At 55.8% G+C, this 20168-nt stretch carries 21 protein-coding genes; 10 read left to right on the top strand and 11 right to left on the bottom strand.

What is annotated here, in order from left to right:
- Positions 1-271: 271 nt before the first annotated feature.
- Positions 272-1471 carry a tyrosine--tRNA ligase gene (gene tyrS, locus TU76_RS19345; protein WP_019823151.1) on the bottom strand — a complete coding sequence of 400 codons (1200 nt, stop codon included), beginning with the start codon at positions 1469-1471 and terminating at the stop codon, positions 272-274.
- 214 nt (positions 1472-1685) lie between these two features.
- Here tyrS and TU76_RS19340 point away from each other — a divergent pair, with 214 nt between their 5' ends.
- The gene (locus TU76_RS19340; RefSeq protein ID WP_019823149.1) at positions 1686-3095 is read left to right on the top strand and encodes a peptidoglycan DD-metalloendopeptidase family protein; all 1410 of its coding nucleotides are present in this window, start codon (positions 1686-1688) and stop codon (positions 3093-3095) included.
- Between the two features lie 3 nt (positions 3096-3098).
- Positions 3099-4190, top strand: a complete 1092-nt coding sequence (locus TU76_RS19335) for an anhydro-N-acetylmuramic acid kinase (protein ID WP_048352342.1) — start codon at positions 3099-3101, stop codon at positions 4188-4190.
- A gap of 75 nt (positions 4191-4265) precedes the next feature.
- On the opposite strand, the gene erpA is transcribed toward TU76_RS19335, so the two are convergent.
- Together erpA and argC are read right to left on the bottom strand one after the other, a co-directional pair.
- The gene (erpA, locus tag TU76_RS19330; protein ID WP_016782396.1) at positions 4266-4616 is read right to left on the bottom strand and encodes an iron-sulfur cluster insertion protein ErpA; all 351 of its coding nucleotides are present in this window, start codon (positions 4614-4616) and stop codon (positions 4266-4268) included.
- A 169-nt stretch (positions 4617-4785) separates the two neighbouring features.
- A complete protein-coding gene (gene argC, locus TU76_RS19325) occupies positions 4786-5820 on the bottom strand; it encodes an N-acetyl-gamma-glutamyl-phosphate reductase (RefSeq protein WP_019823143.1) in 1035 nt (344 codons plus the stop codon).
- Positions 5821-5953: 133 nt separating this feature from the next.
- Between argC and hemJ the strand changes: the two genes are divergently transcribed.
- The 6 genes from hemJ (at position 5954) to coq7 (ending at position 9997) form a co-directional block, all read left to right on the top strand.
- Entirely contained in the window at positions 5954-6382 is a 429-nt protein-coding gene (gene hemJ / locus TU76_RS19320; protein ID WP_019823142.1) for a protoporphyrinogen oxidase HemJ, read from the top strand.
- A gap of 29 nt (positions 6383-6411) precedes the next feature.
- The gene (locus TU76_RS19315) at positions 6412-7383 is read left to right on the top strand and encodes an NAD(P)H-dependent flavin oxidoreductase (protein WP_046808571.1); all 972 of its coding nucleotides are present in this window, start codon (positions 6412-6414) and stop codon (positions 7381-7383) included.
- Positions 7384-7444: 61 nt separating this feature from the next.
- Positions 7445-7960, top strand: a complete 516-nt coding sequence (locus tag TU76_RS19310; protein ID WP_019823140.1) for a DUF805 domain-containing protein — start codon at positions 7445-7447, stop codon at positions 7958-7960.
- Between the two features lie 76 nt (positions 7961-8036).
- Entirely contained in the window at positions 8037-8825 is a 789-nt protein-coding gene (locus TU76_RS19305; protein WP_019823139.1) for an SDR family NAD(P)-dependent oxidoreductase, read from the top strand.
- Positions 8826-8892: 67 nt separating this feature from the next.
- Entirely contained in the window at positions 8893-9231 is a 339-nt protein-coding gene (locus TU76_RS19300) for a histidine triad nucleotide-binding protein (protein ID WP_019823138.1), read from the top strand.
- Between the two features lie 118 nt (positions 9232-9349).
- Complete coding sequence (coq7, locus tag TU76_RS19295) at positions 9350-9997, top strand: 2-polyprenyl-3-methyl-6-methoxy-1,4-benzoquinone monooxygenase (RefSeq protein WP_019823137.1); 648 nt, start codon at positions 9350-9352, stop codon at positions 9995-9997.
- Between the two features lie 134 nt (positions 9998-10131).
- On the opposite strand, the gene TU76_RS19290 is transcribed toward coq7, so the two are convergent.
- The gene (locus TU76_RS19290; RefSeq protein ID WP_003444470.1) at positions 10132-10554 is read right to left on the bottom strand and encodes an OsmC family protein; all 423 of its coding nucleotides are present in this window, start codon (positions 10552-10554) and stop codon (positions 10132-10134) included.
- A gap of 222 nt (positions 10555-10776) precedes the next feature.
- On the opposite strand from TU76_RS19290, the gene crp reads away from it, so the two are divergent.
- Positions 10777-11421 (top strand): cAMP-activated global transcriptional regulator CRP, encoded by a 645-nt coding sequence (gene crp, locus TU76_RS19285; RefSeq protein WP_019823132.1) that lies wholly within the window; start codon positions 10777-10779, stop codon positions 11419-11421.
- Here the strand turns inward: crp and TU76_RS19280 are convergent.
- The 4 genes from TU76_RS19280 to TU76_RS19265 all read right to left on the bottom strand — a co-directional run bounded on the left by TU76_RS19280 (position 11418) and on the right by TU76_RS19265 (position 14737).
- On the bottom strand, positions 11418-12119 hold the full coding sequence (locus TU76_RS19280; RefSeq protein ID WP_019823130.1) for a lipoate--protein ligase family protein: 702 nt from the start codon (positions 12117-12119) through the stop codon (positions 11418-11420). The two genes, crp and TU76_RS19280, sit on opposite strands and share 4 nt — an antisense overlap.
- Before the next feature lie 132 nt (positions 12120-12251).
- Positions 12252-13088, bottom strand: coding sequence for an indole-3-glycerol phosphate synthase TrpC (gene trpC, locus TU76_RS19275; RefSeq protein ID WP_019823128.1), 837 nt, complete (start codon positions 13086-13088; stop codon positions 12252-12254).
- Entirely contained in the window at positions 13085-14134 is a 1050-nt protein-coding gene (trpD, locus tag TU76_RS19270; protein ID WP_048352341.1) for an anthranilate phosphoribosyltransferase, read from the bottom strand. Before trpD ends, trpC begins: the two co-directional genes overlap by 4 nt.
- A gap of 9 nt (positions 14135-14143) precedes the next feature.
- On the bottom strand, positions 14144-14737 hold the full coding sequence (locus tag TU76_RS19265; protein WP_048352340.1) for an aminodeoxychorismate/anthranilate synthase component II: 594 nt from the start codon (positions 14735-14737) through the stop codon (positions 14144-14146).
- 398 nt (positions 14738-15135) lie between these two features.
- Between TU76_RS19265 and estP the strand changes: the two genes are divergently transcribed.
- On the top strand, positions 15136-17064 hold the full coding sequence (estP, locus tag TU76_RS19260) for an esterase EstP (RefSeq protein ID WP_048352339.1): 1929 nt from the start codon (positions 15136-15138) through the stop codon (positions 17062-17064).
- A gap of 59 nt (positions 17065-17123) precedes the next feature.
- On the opposite strand, the gene trpE is transcribed toward estP, so the two are convergent.
- The 3 genes from trpE to rpe form a co-directional block, all read right to left on the bottom strand.
- Entirely contained in the window at positions 17124-18605 is a 1482-nt protein-coding gene (gene trpE / locus TU76_RS19255; protein ID WP_046810032.1) for an anthranilate synthase component I, read from the bottom strand.
- A gap of 70 nt (positions 18606-18675) precedes the next feature.
- Positions 18676-19494, bottom strand: a complete 819-nt coding sequence (locus TU76_RS19250) for a phosphoglycolate phosphatase (RefSeq protein WP_048352338.1) — start codon at positions 19492-19494, stop codon at positions 18676-18678.
- Entirely contained in the window at positions 19491-20165 is a 675-nt protein-coding gene (rpe, locus tag TU76_RS19245) for a ribulose-phosphate 3-epimerase (protein WP_019823117.1), read from the bottom strand. The genes TU76_RS19250 and rpe overlap by 4 nt, the downstream gene beginning before the upstream one ends.
- Positions 20166-20168 lie beyond the last annotated feature (3 nt).

Raw genomic sequence — 20168 nt, 5'->3', positions numbered from 1 at the left:
CTGTTGCTGTCAAGCGGTTATTTTAAGATGTTTTCAAAGTTTCCTCTGTAACATCAACCACTTGCGCTTTCGATCTCTCGTTAGCGGGAGGCGAATTCTACAGCGTTACACGCTGCTGTCAACACCTCATTTCCTGCTTCGATGACTTGAAGCTGACACTACCGAAAACTAATCCAACTCATTGAAACTCAAGGAGTTTTCCGTTTCGACTGCGCCGGAAGTGGGCGCATTATAGGCTAATAAAATGCGCCGTCCAGCACTAATTTCCTACTTATTCAGCTTTTAGCGTAATTCGCGCAAAAGCCTTCTTCCCAGCCTGACAAACGTGGGTAGAACCCAGTGCATATATATAGGAGCGATCAACCACCTCACCATCTATACGCACACCACCCGAACCCAGCAGATCTCTGGCCACCGCTGAGTTCTTAACAAGCCCAGCTTTATTAAGAACAGCCGCAATCGGCATATCCTCAGCAGCGGTCAACTCCACTTCAGGCAAATCATCTGGCAATTCACCATCCTTCATTCGATTACCAGCTCCACGGTGCGCATTGGCAGCAGCCTCTTCGCCATGGAATCGAGCCACGATCTCTTCAGCCAGCTTGATCTTGATATCACGCGGATTAGCCCCCGCCTCGACATCAGCCTTGAACGCATGGATTTCGTCCATCGAGCGAAAGCTCAGCAATTCGAAGTAGCGCCACATCAACGCATCAGGAATAGACACCAGCTTGCTATACATCACACCCGGCGCTTCCTGGATACCCACATAGTTACCCAGGGACTTGGACATCTTCTTGACGCCATCCAAGCCTTCAAGCAGAGGCATTGTCACAATACACTGCGCTTCCTGACCATAGCCGCGCTGCAGCTCACGCCCCATCAGCAAATTGAATTTCTGATCTGTACCGCCCAGTTCAACGTCCGCCTTCAATGCAACCGAGTCATACCCTTGCACTAGCGGGTAAAGGAACTCATGGATCGCGATGGGTTGATTGGTGGTGTAACGCTTGTCGAAATCATCGCGCTCAAGCATGCGAGCAACGGTGTATTGAGACGTCAGACGAATGAAGTCTGCAGGCCCCATTTGATCCATCCAGGTGGAGTTGAATGCCACCTCGGTTTTAGCCGGATCAAGAATCTTGAAAACCTGAGTCTTGTAGGTCTCGGCGTTCGCAAGTACCTGCTCACGCGTCAGCGGTGGACGCGTAGCACTCTTGCCACTCGGGTCACCGATCATTCCAGTGAAATCACCTATAAGGAAGATCACCTGATGACCCAGCTCCTGGAACTGGCGCAGCTTATTAATGAGTACGGTATGACCCAAGTGCAGATCAGGTGCGGTCGGGTCGAATCCGGCCTTGATACGCAACGGCTGACCGCGCTTGAGTTTCTCGACCAATTCAGATTCGACCAGTACCTCTTCGGCACCCCGCTTTATTAGCGCTAGCTGCTCTTCAACCGACTTCATATCAGACCCGTAAGGCTCAAATTCAAAGGGAACCAACGATACAAGATCAGGGACTAATTACAAGTTCTGGCCGGCATACGGCTGACTATCCGCGCGTGAACAGCTCGCGGACTTGCTTCAAGGGCGATTTGGTTATATTTTATACAGTTATTTCATATTCAATGTGTCAGTCATCTTTTCCAATTCACCCTTTATCTCAAAGTCAAAATCATCTATGACCAGTCAACCGCCTAAAGCGCCACCGCTTTATCCGAAGACCCACCTGCTCGCCGCAAGTGGTATCGCCGCTCTCTTAAGCTTGGCCTTGCTGGTATTTCCCTCCAGCGAAGTGGAAGCAAAAAGAACAACTCTAAATCTGGAGCTGGAAACACCTGCTGAACAACTGACACAAGATCAAGACGCTGCCGAGCTCGTTCAAGCCACAAATGAAGCGAATCCATCGCCATTTGCACAGATTGAACAGCAGGACAACGCACCGGTTGCGACTGCCAAAGTCGAACCTGAAGCACCAGCCGCACCTACCCATCGCGAAGTGATCGTAAGCAAGGGCGACACGCTCTCAACCTTGTTCCAGAAGGTTGGCCTGCCACCTACCTCTGTGCATGAAGTCCTGGCCAGCGACAAGCAAGCCAAGCAATTCAGCCAGCTCAAGCATGGCCAAAAGCTCGAATTTGAGATGAGTCCCGACGGCTTGCAGCTGAACAAACTGCATAGTCAGGTCAGCGATCTTGAGACCATTACCCTCAATAAAAGCGCCAAGGGCTATACCTTTCGCAGGGTCACCACACAACCGACCATGCGCACTGCGTACGCCCATGGCGTAATCAGCAGCTCGCTTTCGGTCTCTGGCCAGCGTGCAGGCTTGCCTCACAGCACCACGATGGATATGGCCAAGGTATTTGGCTACGACATCGACTTCGCTCAGGACATCCGACCAGGCGACCAGTTCGAAGTGATCTATGAGCAGAAAGTGATCAACGGCAAAACCGTAGGCACTGGCAACATTCTCTCTGCGCGCTTCACCAATCGCGGCAAAACCTTTACCGCGGTTCGTTACACCAACAAGCAAGGCAACAGCAATTACTACACCGCCGACGGCAACAGCATGCGCAAGGCATTCATCCGCACCCCTGTAGACTTTGCCCGCATCAGTTCGCGCTTTTCTTCAGGTCGCAAGCATCCGATCCTGAACAAGATCCGTGCTCACAAAGGCGTAGATTACGCAGCCCCCCGGGGCACTCCAATCAAAGCTACCGGCGATGGAAAAGTACTGCTGGCTGGTCGTCGTGGCGGCTACGGCAACACCGTAATCATTCAACACGGCAACACCTACCGCACGCTTTACGGTCACATGCAGGGCTTCGCCAAAGGCGTCAAAACCGGCGGCTCGGTCAAGCAGGGCCAAGTGATTGGTTACATCGGCACAACCGGCCTTTCGACCGGTCCGCATCTGCACTACGAGTTCCAGGTCAATGGCGTCCACGTTGATCCGCTGGGCCAGAAGCTGCCTATGTCCGATCCGATTGCCAAAGCTGAACGCACCCGCTTCCTGCAACAAAGCCAGCCACTGATGGCCCGCATGAACCAGGAAAAGGCCACCCTCCTGGCCTCGAGCAAGCGCTAAGCAATGGCCCTCTATATAGGTGTGATGTCCGGTACCAGCCTGGACGGCATGGACATCGCTCTTATAGAGCTCGAGCCTGGCATGACTCTGCTCGCTACCCATTACACCCCGATGCCAGAAGCGCTGCGCAGCGAGCTCCTGGGGTTGTGCGCCAGCGGCCATGACGAAGTGGCCCGCTGCGCAATCGCCGAGAATCACTGGGTAGAACTGGCCGCACAGGGTGTCAACGCGCTCCTTGCTCAGCAACAACTCTCCCCATCAGATATCCGGGCGATCGGCAGTCATGGCCAGACCATACGGCACGAGCCCGCCCAAGGCTTCACCGTACAGATCGGCAATCCGGCACTCCTGGCCGAATTGACCAACATCTGCGTCGTAGGTGATTTTCGTCGTCGTGACGTAGCGGCCGGAGGCCAGGGCGCACCCTTGGTGCCTGCCTTTCACGAAGCCTTGTTCACGGCTGACATCGGAAGCAGGGCAGTACTGAACGTAGGCGGATTCAGCAATCTAAGCCTGATAACTCCTACTGCTCCCGTTGCAGGATTCGACTGCGGCCCAGGAAACGTACTGCTAGATGCCTGGATACAAGAGCGGCGCGGTGAACTGTATGACCATAACGGACAATGGGCAGCCAGCGGCAAGGTTGAGCCACTGTTGCTCAATGCCCTGCTCAGCGATCCCTTCTTCAAGACCAAAGGCCCGAAAAGCACCGGGCGCGAGGTGTTCAACCTGGCATGGCTGAAACAGCATCTGTTCAACCTTCCGACCTTCCCGGCCGAAGACGTTCAGGCAACCTTGCTGGAGCTCACCGCACAGACCATCGTAGAGTCACTGCGCGCCGCTCAGCCGAACACTGACGAACTGCTGGTATGCGGTGGCGGCGCACACAATGCTGCATTGATGGCCCGACTGGCAGACTTACTGGCTCCCGCCCAAGTGAACAGCACCCAGGTCAAAGGGGTAGACCCCGACTGGGTCGAAGCAATGGCCTTTGCATGGCTGGCGCACTGCTGCCTGGAAAGCATCCCTACCAACCGCCCCAGCGTCACTGGCGCACGCGGCCTGCGCATATTGGGCGCCATCTACCCCGCCTGAACGCTAAGCTCAACGCGCAGACAGCAAAACGCCGCGAATCTACGCGGCGTTGAGTTTGAAGCCTGTACGACACATTTAAATCGAGAACGATGATCCGCAACCACAGGTTGTGGTGGCATTAGGGTTCTTGATCACAAAACGCGACCCTTCCAGACCTTCCTGATAATCCACCTCGGCACCCGCCAGGTACTGGAAGCTCATTGGATCGACCACCAGGCTTACGCCTTCGCGCTCAACCAGGGTGTCGTCATCGGCCACTTCTTCATCGAAGGTAAAACCGTATTGAAAACCGGAACAACCGCCGCCCGTAACAAAAACGCGCAACTTCAAACGATCATTACCCTCTTCATCGACCAGGCTCTTCACCTTGTGCGCAGCACCTTCGGTGAATTGCAAAGCCATGGGGGTGAAGGATTCGACGCTCATGCTGACTATCTCCCGGCGCTATGCCGCCATAATGCGTGATGACGCGCATTATCCGCTTCTCCTAGAAAAGCGGTCAACTATTCATAAGTAGCAACGCCAGGCTGCTGTCTGGAAGAGGCTCATAAAACGCCCCCCCTAAATGACTGCCTGGCGCTTAAAACCTGCTGCCTTAAGGCAGCATGCCAGCGTGTGACAAGCCCAGACGCTCATCCAGGCCAAACATAATGTTCATGTTCTGAACGGCCTGACCAGAAGCGCCCTTGACCAGATTGTCGATCACAGACAGCACCACGACCAGATCGCCATCCTGTGGCCGATGCACGGCAATGCGGCATACATTGGCGCCCCTCACACTCCGGGTTTCCGGATGGCTTCCCGCAGGCATCACATCAACAAACGGTTCGTTGGCGTAACGCTTTTCAAACAGCGCCTGCAGATCAACAGAGCGGTCGACTACGGTCGCGTACAGCGTGGAGTGGATACCGCGAATCATCGGCGTCAGGTGCGGTACAAAGGTAAGGCCTACGTCTTTCCCAGCTGCGCGACGCAAACCCTGGCGGATTTCCGGCAGATGACGATGACCTTTTACTGCATAGGCTTTCATGCTTTCTGACGTTTCGGCGTACAGCGAACCCACACTCGCGCCACGACCGGCGCCGCTCACGCCCGACTTGCAGTCAGCGATCAACTGCGCGGTATCCGCCAGACCCGCCTCCAGCAAAGGAATGAACCCCAATTGAGTTGCGGTGGGATAGCATCCCGGCACTGCAATCAGTCGTGCCTGCTTGATGTGTTCGCGATTCACTTCCGGCAAACCATAAACCGCCTCTTCCAGCAGTTCTGGAGCACCGTGAGGCTGGCCGTACCACTTGGCCCACTCATCAGCATCCTGTAAGCGGAAGTCCGCCGAGAGGTCGATAACCTTGGTGCCTGCAGCCAGCAGTTCGCCAGCCAAGGCATGGGCTACACCGTGAGGCGTTGCGAAAAACACAACATCACACGCTGCCAGTGTTTGAGTGTCCGGCACGCTGAAGGCCAAGCCGTCGTAATGACCGCGCAGGTTGGGATACATATCGGCAACTGGCAGGCCAGCCTCGGATCGAGAAGTGATGACAACCACTTCAGCCTGCGGGTGCTGTGCCAGCAAACGCAGCAATTCGACCCCGGTGTAACCCGTGCCGCCGACAATACCGACCTTGACCATAACCTGCCCTCAACGAAACCACTGGAAAGCCCTCGATAATAGGGATACCGAGCCCCTGCGACAACCGCCAAGGTGACTCCCGGGCGCTCTACTACTACTATTTGATCTACCGTGAACCTGGGAATAACTAAAAATGCTTTATCTATGGCTCAAAGCCTTTCACATCATCAGCATCGTCTGCTGGTTTGCTGGCCTCTTTTACCTGCCCCGCCTGTTTGTTTACCACGCACAAAGCGACGATTGCGTTAGCAAAGAGCGATTCAGCATCATGGAACGCAAGCTGTATCGCGGCATCATGGGCCCGGCAATGATTGCGACCCTGATTTTCGGCGGCTGGTTGATCAGCCTCAACCCAAGCGGCTATTTCAGCCAGGGCTGGATGCACGTCAAACTGACGCTGGTAATCCTGTTGATCGGTTATCACCACATGTGTGGTGCGCAGGTAAAACGCTTTGCCCGCGGCGAGAACAAACGCAGCCATGTGTTCTATCGCTGGTTCAACGAAGTACCGGTCGTGTTTCTGCTGGCGATCGTAATTCTGGCCGTGGTCAAACCGTTTTAAACTCACTTCTTAACGATCCGAGGTTATCCATGTCACTGCCCGCCCTGCTTGAACAACGCTTGCGCCTGCCGGTAGTTGCAGCCCCCATGTTTCTGATTTCCAACCCCAAGCTTGTCCTGGCCTGCTGCCGCAATGGAGTGGTAGGCAGTTTTCCTGCACTCAACCAGCGCGAGAGCAGTGGTTTCAAGGCCTGGCTTGAAGAAATCGAAGCTGGACTCGCCGTATTGGATAACCCTGCCCCCTACGCCGTGAACCTGATTGTGCATAACAGCAACCCACGGCTGCAGGCAGACCTGGCGATTTGCATCGAACATAAAGTGCCGATCGTGATTACGAGCCTGGGGGCAGTCAAAGAGGTCGTTGATGCCGTTCACAGCTACGGTGGCTTGGTTTTTCACGATGTCACCACCCGACGTCATGCTGAGAAAGCAACTGAAGCCGGGGCCGACGGCCTTATTGCCGTCGCTGCAGGAGCTGGCGGTCATGCTGGTACCTGGAGCCCTTTTGCATTGCTCGCCGAAATACGACAGTTTTTCGACAAGACCGTACTGCTGGCAGGTTGCATGAATCATGGGCACGAGATTCTCGCAGCCCAGATTTTGGGGGCAGACCTTGCCTACCTTGGCACACGCTTTATCGCTACCCAAGAAAGCCATGCACCTGACGCCTACAAAGATATGCTGCTGGCATCCCGCGCCGCCGATATCATTCACACCCCGGCGGTATCGGGTGTGCCCGCCAGTTTTATGCGCCAGAGTCTTGAAAATGCAGGTTTCGACCTCGCGGCACTCCAAGGCAAAAACGAAACAGGTGCAAGCAATAAACTCAAACCACTGACCGATGAAGCCAAAGCGTGGAAAACGGTCTGGTCTGCTGGCCAAGGTGTAGGAGAAATCCACGACCTGCCAACAACCGATCAATTGATCGCACGCCTGGATGAGGAATACCGCAAGGCGCAAAGCCTCACTTCAAGGCTCGCCCAGCATTGGCCGCAACACTGACATTACCAAGCCCGCCATTCTCGGCGGGTTTTTTTAACCCTCTCCGGACAAGGAAGCCACTGTGGCCGAGCTTAGCCTTAACAAAACACCTCAAGAACAGTACGCGGTGCTAGACCCAACAGGGTTCAGCGGCCGGATCGGGCGTTTACGACTGCTGGCCTGGAGCATGGTAATCACCATCATCGCCATGGTGACATCACTTCTGGTTTTGCTCGCCATCAAGGTCTCTCCCACGCTTGGCATTACCTGCGGTGCAACCCTCACACTGGCCTATTTCATCATCAGCCTGAGAATCAGCGCTCAGCGCTTACATGACCTCAACTGGTCCGCATGGATGCTGTTGCTGCATTTGGTACCCGTGGCCAATCTGGTCCTGGCCCTGATGATGCTGTTAATGCCTGGCACACCCGGCCCTAATAAATACGGGCCACCGCCACCGCCGAACAGCCGGGCAGTGAATGTTCTGGCCGCGATTACCATCTTTCTGATTGGACTGAGCATCTGCGTAATGATCGCCCTTTTTGCTTTGGGCCTGTTGACTGCGTTGATCAACGCAGTCAACAGCAACAGCATGTAGACTGCCCGCCTTAATGAACGCGTTAACGCCAGGGACATCATTGTCACCGGACTGTACCGTTGCAATGGAGAACAGCATGACCCGTTACGCTTTAATCACCGGCGCCTCCAGCGGCATTGGCCTGGCTCTGGCTGAGGCTCTTGCCCGACGCGGGCGCAGTTTGATTTTGGTGGCCCGCCAGCGGGATGCGCTGGAAACCATTGCGCTTGAGTTGACCCAGCGTTTTGGCGTCGAGGTATTGTTCCGCGCCTGCGACCTGGGTGAGCCTTTGCGTTTGTCAGGCTTTTTGCTGGAGCTTGAAGAAGGTGACCGTCAGATCGACCTGCTGGTCAATTGCGCGGGTATCGGCACTTGCGGCCCTTTCCTGGCCCATGACTGGAGCGCCGAACAAGACCTGATCGAACTTAACGTGCTGGCACTCACCCGCTTGTGCCATGCCATTGGCAACATGATGGCGGTACAGGGCGGCGGGCAGATTCTCAATGTGTCCTCGATTGCAGCTTTCAAGCCCGGTCCGTGGCTGAGCACCTACTTCGCCAGCAAAGCGTACGTCCTGCATTTTTCAGAAGGCTTGCGCGAAGAAGTGAAAAAAACCGGTATCAAGGTCTCGGTACTTTGCCCAGGTATCACCCGAACCCGTTTTTTTGATGCGGCCAAAATGAACACCGACCCCATCAAGCAAAGTGCCGGTGCCATGAGTCCTGAAGAAGTTGCGCTTTACACCGTGCGGGCGCTCGATAAAAACAAGGCGATCATCATTCCAGGACGTCGCAACCGCTGGCTATCTCGCTTTCCGCGCGTTATCCCTCGCTGGATGACGCGGAAAATAGCCGCCTCGGTCAACAAATCCTACTGCCCTCGCTAACGACGACTGGGCGTAACTCACTGCCCTGAGTACACTCAAACCGGACTTCACTCACGGAGACACTGCTTTGGATACTTTGTTTACCAAGATCATCAACCGTGAAATACCCGCCAGGATCATCTATGAAGATGATCAAGTGCTCGCTTTTCACGATATCGCCCCGCAAGCACCGGTCCACTTTCTGGTTATCCCGAAAAAGCCGATACGCACGCTCAACGACCTGGCCGAAGAAGACAAGCTGCTGGCCGGCCATATTCTCTTCACAGCACAACGTCTTGCCAAAGAGCTGGGCTGCGACGACGGCTTCCGCGTGGTGATGAACTGCAATGAAAAGGGTGGCCAAACGGTTTACCACATTCATATGCACGTGTTGGGTCAACGCCAGATGAATTGGCCGCCGGGCTGATTGGTACGCGACTTTGACGTGGGAGCCGCACGGTTCCCACCTCCATCCATGATCCAACGCAAACGCTACCCCTGTGATTGGGGTAAACTGACCGCCGTGATTTTTTCCGGAGGTAAGCATGACTAACCAACGTCACTACTCGCCGATTGACCGTCTTCTGTTACAAGCCGATACCGCCCTGCGCACATTGCTGCCCTTCAGCGGACAGCCTCATCGGCCATCACCGGCCATCGTCAAACCTGAAAACCCGCTAGACTCGCAGGCCACTCGCCATGTTGCCGGTCTGATGCGCATCAACCACACCGGCGAAGTCTGTGCTCAAGCCTTGTATCAGGGTCAGGCACTGACAGCCAAGCTCCCGCACGTGCGCGAAGCAATGGAACATGCAGCTGATGAAGAAATCGATCACCTGGCCTGGTGTGAGCAACGCATCCGCCAATTGGGTAGCCATCCCAGCGTGCTGAACCCGTTTTTTTACGGCATGTCCTTCGGGATCGGCGCGGCCGCAGGCCTGATTAGCGACAAAGTCAGCTTGGGGTTTGTGGCGGCGACCGAAGATCAGGTGTGCAAGCACCTGAACGAGCACCTTGAGCAGTTGCCGGCCGAGGACGAAAAGTCCCGGGCAATTCTTGAGCAAATGCGGATCGACGAAGAGCAGCACGCTGAGTCTGCACTCAATGCGGGTGGCTTCCGCTTCCCTGCCCCGATCAAGTTCGGCATGAGCCTGATGGCCAAGGTCATGACCAAAAGCACGTACCGCATCTGATCGCAGCCTCTTGCCTTCGACAGCGGCCACCGCATGAGCAATACAGGCGCATAAAAAAAGGGCTGAGTTCAGGCCCTTTTTTATGCTGCTGGCGTAACGGCGACCCGGCTCAGCCTTGAAGGCTGAAACACTGCTCAGCCCAGCTCGATGATTTCGTAATCGTGGCTGATGGCAACGCCTGCCGCGCCAAGCATGATGGAGGCCGAGCAATACTTCTCGGCCGACAACTCAATGGCACGCTTGACCTGGGCTTCTTTCAAACCACGGCCCTTGACCACAAAGTGCAGATGGATCTTGGTGAAAACCTTTGGATCTTCGGTGGCGCGCTCCGCCTCCAGGAACGCCTCACAGCTCTCAACCGCCTGACGCGACTTCTTGAGAATGCTCACAACGTCAAAGTTGCTGCAACCACCCAAGCCTAGCAGCAGCATCTCCATCGGGCGTACGCCCAGATTACGACCACCGCTTTCAGGCGGGCCATCCATCACAACGACGTGGCCGCTGCCTGACTCGCCCAGAAACATGGCTTCGCCAGCCCATTGAATGCGTGCCTTCATCACCCAGACTCCACTGTTTTAAAAGGGGCGCCAGCTTAGCACAGGGCCGGAAACTGATAACTCACCGCACTGAAGCGTTTCTCTGGCCAGACACTCAGAAAATTCTGCAATCCGCACAGAACCTGTCTGGTAAGCTGGCGCCAAATCGCTGGCGCCAGCCAGAAAGCGCTCTATATAAAAATAGATTTAACCCTTACTGTGTACGCTTCTCGGGATACAACCATGGTTGCTCTTACTCCCATACCCAAGATCAAAAACCTCGACAAGTTTTTGACTTTTTGCCAACGCAAACGATATCCAGCCAAGAGTAATATCATTTGTGCAGGTGAGTCTTCACACACCCTGTTCTTCATTATCAAAGGCTCGGTCACAGTGTTGATTGAGGACGAGGAAGGTCGTGAAATGATCATTGCCTACCTCAATAGCGGAGACTTTATTGGCGAATTGGGCTTGTTTGAACAAGCGGGGCAAGAGCAGTCGCGCAGCGCATGGGTTCGAGCCAAGACCGAGTGCGAAGTTGCAGAGATCAGCTATCCAAAGTTCAGAGAATACACTCAGCAAGAACCAGAAATTCTTTACGCGCTGAGTGGCCAAATAGCACAACGCCTGCGTAACACTACGCGCAAGGTCGGTGATTTGGCATTCTTTGATGTCACCGGAAGGGTTGCACGTTGTCTGCTTGAGTTGTGTAAACAACCCGATGCCATGACCCATCCGGACGGCATGCAAATCAAGATCACCCGCCAGGAAATCGGCAGAATCGTCGGCTGTTCTCGAGAGATGGTAGGACGCGTACTCAAAGGTCTGGAAGAACAGAACCTGGTCAACGTCAAAGGCAAAACCATGGTGGTCTTCGGCACACGCTAAGACTTGAGCAAGGGTGCCAAAATCTGTTGATAACTGGCACTCAGGCGCTCAAAGAAATCAGGGGCAGCGAACGCTTCGTGCAAGGCGATGTGACTGTCGGCAAGACAGCGTTGCTCCAGATCACACAGCTGATTGAAACGATTGACCGCTGCCACCATCGACTCACGTTCGTTATTTACCAGCAATGCACCATGTACCAGACCGACAGGTCGCTGCCCACCTTGACTCTGGCGCCAGCGCTGAGCGGTACCCACCAGTTTTCGTGCATTGAGATTGACGTTGAAACGGCCATCACAAAATGCGCCTTCAACCTCCCCCAATGATGCCGTCCCGCCCAACTGTGTCAGCAAATCACAAATAGGTTCGCACAAGCGCCGGTACGCAGTTTCGATGCGCCCGTGATCGCCTTCACTGCGCAAAGGTGCGTAGACCAGAGCGATGTTGATCGTCGAGGCGGACTGAGGCACAGGCTCGCCACCGGTCTCACGCAACAGAATCGGCCAGCCACTGGCAGCCAACTCAATACAGGCCTGCTCAAAACCCGGCAAGCGACTCAGACGCCGCGGCATCACCAACGCCCGATCCGTGGGCTGCCAGAACAACACACCCGCCTCCATTTCACCGGCACAAACCGAGGCCAGCAAATCCTGCTCGGCCTTAAGGCCAGCTTCGACGGTGAGGTGTTTGATCAGAGGCATGCGAATCCTTTCGAGCGCAGAACAACAATGACTGTGGGAGCGAACCTGTTCGCGATGCAGGCGCCGAGGTCTATCAGGTAAATACGCTGATGCCATCGCGAGCAGGCTCGCTCCCACAGGTAGTTTTGCGAGTCAGTCCAGTGTCGAACCGGTTACCGCTACAGCACGCTCAGGGAAGAACAATCGCTGTAACTCATTGCCCGGATTCTCGGCACGCATGAAGGCCTCGCCAACCAGGAACGAATACACCTCGCTGATTTCCATCAGCTCAACATCCGCACGGTTAAGAATTCCGCTTTCGGTAATCACCAGACGATCGCGTGGCACACGCGGCAACAGATCCAGCGTGGTTTCCAGGCTGACCTCAAAGGTATGCAGGTTGCGGTTGTTGATACCCACCAGCGGCGTGTCCAGGGTTTTCAGTGCGCGCTCAAGCTCATCGCCATCATGCACTTCAACCAACACATCAAGCCCTACACTTTTGGCGACAGCTGCCAGCTCGGCCATTTTCACGTCGTCCAGAGCGGACACGATCAACAACACGCAATCGGCACCCAAAGCCCGGGCTTCGACTATTTGATACGGATCGATCATGAAATCCTTGCGAATCACCGGCAAGGTACAGGCCTCACGGGCCTGCTGCAGGTACGCGTCGGCACCCTGGAAGTAATCGATATCGGTCAGCACGGACAGGCACGTCGCGCCGCCCGACTGGTAGCTTTTGGCAATTTCGGCAGGCACGAAGTGCTCGCGAATCACGCCCTTGCTCGGTGAAGCCTTTTTGATTTCGGCAATCACCGCAGGTTGTTTTTTCTTGGCCTGCGCCAGCAACGCGCTGGCAAAACCGCGAACAGGATCAGCCAGAGCGGCCATACGCTCAAGTTCGGCCAGGCTCACGCGGGCGCTACGCTCGGCAACCTCTTGAACTTTACGCGCCAGAATATTTTCCAGAACGGTTGGCACACTCATGCTTCATTCTCCTGCTTGAAAATCGCGGTAAATGCACCCAGCTCTTCGAGCTTTTCACGGGCCAATCCGGTGTGCAACGCGTCGTGGGCCAACTCCACACCCTCTTTGAGAGTGTAGGCAAGGTCCGCGGCGTACAAGGCGGCGCCCGCATTGAGTACGATCATTTCAGCGGCTTTCTGGCCCGCTTCAGTTTTACGACGACCCAACGCATCGCGAATCAGCACCAGCGACTGCTCTGGGCTGTCAACTACCAGACCGAACAAGCTTTGGCTCTTGATACCCAGATCTTCAGGCTGAACCCAATACTCGGTGATCTCGCCGTTCTTCAGCTCTGCAACATAGGTGGGGGCTGCGAGGCTGAATTCATCCAGCCCGTCCTGGGAATGCACTACCAATACGTGCTTGCTGCCCAAACGCTGCAACACTTCAGCCAACGGACGGCACAGAGCCTGGTTGAACACGCCGACCACCTGATGTAACACACCGGCCGGATTCGTAAGCGGGCCAAGCATATTGAACAGGGTACGCAGGCCAAGATCGCGACGCGGGATAGCGGCGTGCTTCATGGCGCCATGATGACACTGGGCAAACATGAAACCGATGCCCACGCTGTCGATGCAACGGGCGACTTGAACCGGTGTCAGGTTCAGGTATACCCCGGCTGCTTCCAGCAAGTCGGCACTGCCGCTTTTGCCCGAGACAGCACGGTTGCCATGCTTGGCCACGGTGCAGCCTGCTGCGGCAATCACCAACGCCGAAGCCGTTGACACATTGAAAATATTCGCGCCATCACCACCGGTACCCACAATGTCGACCACACCATCGAGGGTCTTGAGTTCAACCTTGTCAGCCAGCTCGCGCATGACCGTCACGGCACCGACGATCTCGTCGATGCTTTCGCTCTTCATGCGCATGCCCATCATGAACGCGCCGATCTGCGCTTCGGTACATTGACCGGTCATGATGTCGCGCATGACGTCGCGCATCTCATCAGTGGTCAGGTCGAGATGACCGACGATACGGTTCAGGGCTGTCTTGATGTCCATTTGAAGTCCTTAGCGCGTGCCGCCGGTTTGTTTAAGAAAGTTGGCAAACAATTCATGACCCTGTTCGGTCAAGATCGATTCAGGGTGAAACTGCACCCCCTCGATGTTCAGCGTCTTGTGGCGCAGGCCCATGATCTCGTCCACAGAGCCGTCTTCAAGCTGAGTCCAGGCGGTGAGTTCCAGACAGTCCGGCAAGGTTTCACGCTTGACCACCAGCGAGTGGTAGCGGGTCACGGTCAACGGATTGTTCAGGCCCTGGAATACCCCTTTATCGAGGTGATACACCGGGCTGGTCTTGCCATGCATCACTTGCCGGGCACGAACCACATCACCGCCAAATGCCTGGCCGATGGACTGATGCCCAAGGCACACGCCCAGGATCGGCAGCTTGCCGGCAAAGTGCTTGATGACTTCGAGGGAAATACCCGCCTCGTTCGGCGTGCAGGGGCCCGGCGAGACCACAATGCGCACAGGCTTGAGCGCTTCGATCTGGGCCACGGTCAATTCATCGTTGCGTACAACCTTGACCTCTGCACCCAGCTCGCCGAGGTACTGCACAACGTTGTAAGTAAAAGAGTCGTAATTATCGATCATCAGCAGCATGTTGCTAAACCTCTGAATTCACTGACATTCAAAACTGTTTTCAGAACGCTATGCCCGCAGTTTCAGTTGCTGGTTTGAACACACCAACCGAGGGGCAGCCATTCATGAAAACGCAAGGGGCAGGTCCGGCGAGGCCGGCAGAGAAATATTAGGCGCGCCAACGCCAACGGCCGTGGGCCTTGAGAACTCGCATAAAGAGTTTGCTGATGATCAACACAGGAAGGGTCTCATTTCTACGTCCCGGCACAGTAACGTAGCCTCGCAGAAGGCGCAACACGGGGCAGCAAATACGGGGCAAAACAGATAGACAATACTTTGTGTCTTTATTTGACACGAAACACTTAATACAAATTGTTTTGATAGTGTCCGCGCTCCCAACAATAAAAAAAGATCTCCTCATGCGCAGACTTTCACTCCTCATCCCCCTGGCGGGATGCATCCTGTCCTTCGTTAGCGAACGCGTAATAGCGGCCCCAACCCCCTACTCCACGATGATCGTGTTCGGCGACAGTTTGAGTGACTCGGGGCAATACATCGACTTGAGTGGCGCCGTCGGCGACAGCACCCGCTTCACCAACCGCACCGGGCCTACTTACAAGGAGTTCAAGGGTGAAGCCTATGCTCCTGTTGCACCGATGCTGTTGGGAGCAAAGCTGGGCGTCGCCCCCGGCGATCTTGCGCCGTCGACGTCGATGACCGGCGACATCGATGGCAACAACTGGGCAGTTGGCGGATATCGGACTGACCAGATATTCAAATCCATTACCAAAGTGTCAAAAGTAACCGTACCCAGAGACTGGTTCGGGGCAGGCTCAACATTGCGCAGCCGACGCGGCTACCTGGTGGAAAACGGCTTCAAAGCCGACCCCAAAGCGTTGTATTTCATCTCCGGCGGCGGTAACGACTTCCTTGACGAGAGAGTGAGAAACCCCGCCGAGGCAGGTAAAGCCGCGCAGAATCTGGCAGACAGCGCCTTCGCCCTGCAACAGGCCGGGGCGCGTTACATCATGGTCTGGATGTTGCCTGACCTGGGCCTGACCCCGGCCATTTACGGCACACCTGCACAGGCCGGCAGCAGCTACCTCAGCGCTGCATTCAACACCGAACTGGCCCATCAACTCAGCCAGATAGATGCTGAAGTCATCCCCCTCAACATCCCGCTCTTGTTCCGTGAGGCGGTCTCCGATCCTTTCCGTTTTGGCCTGGCCACCGGGCACAACCTCGTGGGCACCTGCTTCAGCGGTGACGAATGCACAGAGAACCCGCAGTACGGCATCAGCAGCCCGACACCCGATCCCGCCAGGCTGTTATTCAACGACTCGGTCCACCCCACCGAAGCAGGGCAACGGTTAATCGCCGACTATGCCCACTCATTGCTCGCCGCCCCGTGGGAGGTGACGCTACTACCGGTGATGGCACAAGGCACGCTGAACGCCCACCAAGACCAACTGCGTAATCAGTGGGGCAGCGACAACCGTCAATGGCAAGCTCCAGGGCAATGGCGAGCGTTCGTCGCGGGGGGTGGGCAACGCTTGAGTATTGACGAGCAAAACACCTCTGTCAGTGCTGATGGCAGAGGCTTTAACGTCAATATCGGCACCAGCTATCGACTGGATGAACACTGGCGACTGGGCGTTGCGACCGGACTTTACCGGCAACGCCTCGAAACGGGCGCCCACGAATCGGACTACAAACTCAATAGCTATCTGGGCAGCGTATTTGCGCAATACCAACACAATCATTGGTGGGGTGATGCCGCGCTGACCCTGGGCAGACTGGATTACGACGACCTCAATCGAAAATTCGCCCTTGGCACCAGCGAAGGGATGGAGAAAGGACAAACCGACGGCCACCTGCGGGCATTAAGCACACGTCTGGGGTATGACATCGCACAGGCCTCGGCTCCGTGGAGCCTGTCGCCTTTTATCAGCGCCGATTACGCGCGAGTAGAGGTCAGCCGTTATGAAGAAAAAGGACGGCGCTCGACCGCATTGAGTTTCGAAGAGCAGACACTCGTTTCAAGTCGCATTGGCGCGGGCTTGCTCGCCAGCTACCAGTTCACTGCCCAGACCCGGGTGTTTGGCGAAGCCGCCCATGAGCATGAGTTTCAGGATGCCACTCAGCGCCTGAGCATCGCGCTTAATAGCCTGCCCAACAACAGTTTCAAGCTCGAAGGCTATACACCGCAAAGCAACCTTGACCGCATCAGCCTGGGGATCAGCCACAAGCTGACCGCCGACCTTATGCTGCAGGCGGCTTACAACGTAAGGAAGAGTGATGATGTAGCTCAGCAGGGAGCCAATATCGGGATTAGCTTGAACTTCTAAAAACACCGCAGTTTTTGTGGGAGCGAGCAGGCTCGCTCCCACAATGGATGCCACAAGGTTCAATCCCGCGGGGTTTGCTCGGCCAGGGCCACGGCACGGAACATTGCACGACGCTTGTTCAGCGTCTCTTCCCATTCCAGGGCCGGGACCGAGTCAGCGACAATGCCGCCGCCAGCCTGTACATGCAGCTCACCGTTCTTGATCACCGCCGTGCGGATGGCAATTGCGGTGTCCATATTGCCGTTCCAGGCGAAATAACCGACCGCGCCGCCATAGACACCACGCTTGACCGGTTCCAGCTCATCGATGATTTCCATGGCGCGGATTTTCGGTGCGCCGGACAACGTGCCCGCCGGCAGAATCGCCCGCAGTGCGTCCATCGCTGTCAGCCCGCTTTTCAGTTGGCCCGTCACGTTGGACACAATGTGCATCACGTTGGAATAACGCTCGATCACCATCTTCTCGGTCAGCTTGACCGAGCCGATTTCAGAGACACGGCCCGTGTCGTTACGACCCAGGTCGATCAGCATCAAGTGCTCGGCGATTTCCTTGTCATCACTGAGCAGGTCTTCTTCGAGTGCCAGATCGGCCTCTTCGGTGGCGCCACGGGGGCGAGTACCGGCAATCGGGCGCACGGTGATCAGGTTGTCTTCGACCCGCACCAGCACTTCCGGTGAGCTACCCACTACGTGGAAGTCGCCAAAGTTGAAGAAGTACATGTAGGGCGTCGGGTTGAAACAACGCAGCGCGCGATACAAATCGATCGGCGCGGCCTTGAAATCGATGGACATACGCTGCGACGGCACCACCTGCATACAATCGCCTGCGAGGATGTAGTCCTTGATCGTGTCGACGGCTTTTTCGTAGTCGTTCTGCGTGAAGCTGGAGCGGAACACCGGATCAGCTGCTTGCTGTGCAGTGAAGTCCAGGCCACGACGTGGGGTAATCGGCTGACGCAGCTGCTCGAGCAGTGCCTCAAGCCGAGCCTGACCTTCTTCATAGGCCTCAGGCTGAGACGGATCAACCAGCACGATGGCGTGCATCTTACCGGCCAAGTTATCGAAGACTACAACAGCGTCCGACACCATCAGCAAAATGTCTGGCACACCCAGTGGATCAGGATTCGGGCACTTGCCCAGACGCTTTTCTACATAGCGCACGCAGTCATAACCGAAGTAGCCCACCAGGCCACCATTGAAACGCGGCAAACCGGCAATGGTCGGCACGTTATATCGAGCCTTGAACGCTTCAACGAAGGTCAGTGGATCTTCAGCTTCGCAGGACTCGATCTCGATACCATCATGAGTCACGCTGACCTGGTGATCATGCACACGCAAAACCGTGCGGCAGGGCAAACCAATGATCGAATAACGGCCCCACTTTTCACCGCCTTGCACCGACTCCAGCAAATAGGAGTTGGGCTGGTCAGCCAGTTTCAGGTAGATCGACAGCGGTGTGTCGAAGTCAGCAAGGGTTTCACGTGCAAGGGGGATACGGTTGTAGCCGGCATCGGCCAAACGCAGGAATTCTTCGCGGATCATGAGGTGCCTCGTGGTCTGAGGGTAGAACGGTCAGGTGTGCAAACGTGCCGACTGTGCGGCCAGATTCAAGTCAGGCGCGCCAACGCCAACGGGCCAGGGCCTTGATAACTTTCATCCAGAGTTTGCGAGTGACCACCACGATAGAGTCTCTTCGAGAGGGGGAAGCAGAATTGCCCAACGTTATCTCAGGCGTAGAATCTAAGCAACCGGCTATCAGTTCTTGCAGGTTACCAATCACCATATCCGGTGATTCTTCTTCAATCGGTCGACCGTGGTTGTAGCCATAGCTCAGGGCTACGCAACGCACACCGGCAGCCTTTGCCGCCAGCACGTCATTGCGCGAATCGCCGATAAACATCGACTGGGCGGGAGTAACACCCGCCATTTTCATCACAAACAACAGCGCGGCAGGGTCGGGTTTTTTCTGTGGCAGGGTATCACCACCGATAATCCAGCGAAAAAACCGTCCCAGCTTCAACTCATCCAGCAAAGGCGCAACAAAGCGCTCAGGCTTGTTGGTGATCAAGGCCATTTCAACGCCCTGCTTTTGCAGCCACTTAAGGCTTTCGCGTACGCCGGGATAAACCTTGGTGTGCTCATGGCCGCCATCGTAAGCCTCCATGAAAATTTCCAGCGCCTGCTCGGCGTCGGCGTCGTCGACACCGCTGCCGTCCATGTCGCCTGCCAGGGCACGACGCACCAGCATGGGTGCGCCATTTCCGATCCACAGCCGCACGTTCTCAATGCCGGCGGGGGGGCGGCCCAATTTGAGCAGCATGCTCTCCACGGCGACAGCCAAATCCGGTACTGAATCAATCAGGGTGCCATCCAGATCGAACATCACCAGCTTTGGCAACTGACCTTGGAGTAGCTGCTCAAAACGGCTCATGGTCGTGCCAACGCAAGCTCGGCACGCATTTTTTGAATGACTTCTTCGTAGTTCGGGGTATTGAAAATTGCTGAACCGGCGACAAAGGTGTCGGCGCCTGCTTCAGCGATTTCGCGGATGTTGCCAACGTTCACGCCACCGTCGATTTCGAGGCGAATTTCGCGACCGGAAGCATCGATCAACGCACGGGCTTCTCGCAGCTTGTCCAGCGTGCCCGGGATGAATTTTTGCCCGCCAAAACCCGGGTTGACGCTCATCAGCAAGATCATGTCGACCTTGTCCATGACGTACTTGAGCACATCCAGCGGTGTCGCCGGGTTGAACACCAGACCTGCCTTGCAGCCGCCTTCGCGGATCAGTTGCAAGGAGCGGTCGATGTGCTGGGTCGCTTCGGGGTGGAACGTGATGTAGGTCGCGCCTGCCTCGATGAAGTCGCCGATGATCCGGTCAACCGGGCTGACCATCAGATGCGCATCGATGGGGGCGGTGATGCCGTACTTGCGCAAGGCGGCGCATACCATCGGGCCGATGGTCAGATTGGGCACGTAATGATTGTCCATGACATCGAAGTGAACGATATCAGCACCCGCGGCGAGTACGTTGTCCACTTCTTCGCCAAGACGGGCGAAATCGGCAGAAAGAATCGATGGGGCAATAGCGAAGGGCTGCATGAC

This window comes from Pseudomonas psychrophila (genome assembly GCF_001043005.1).
GTDB lineage: Bacteria > Pseudomonadota > Gammaproteobacteria > Pseudomonadales > Pseudomonadaceae > Aquipseudomonas > Aquipseudomonas psychrophila.
Note: the sequence above shows the minus strand (reverse complement) of the source record. Positions and strands in the feature narration are given on the sequence as shown.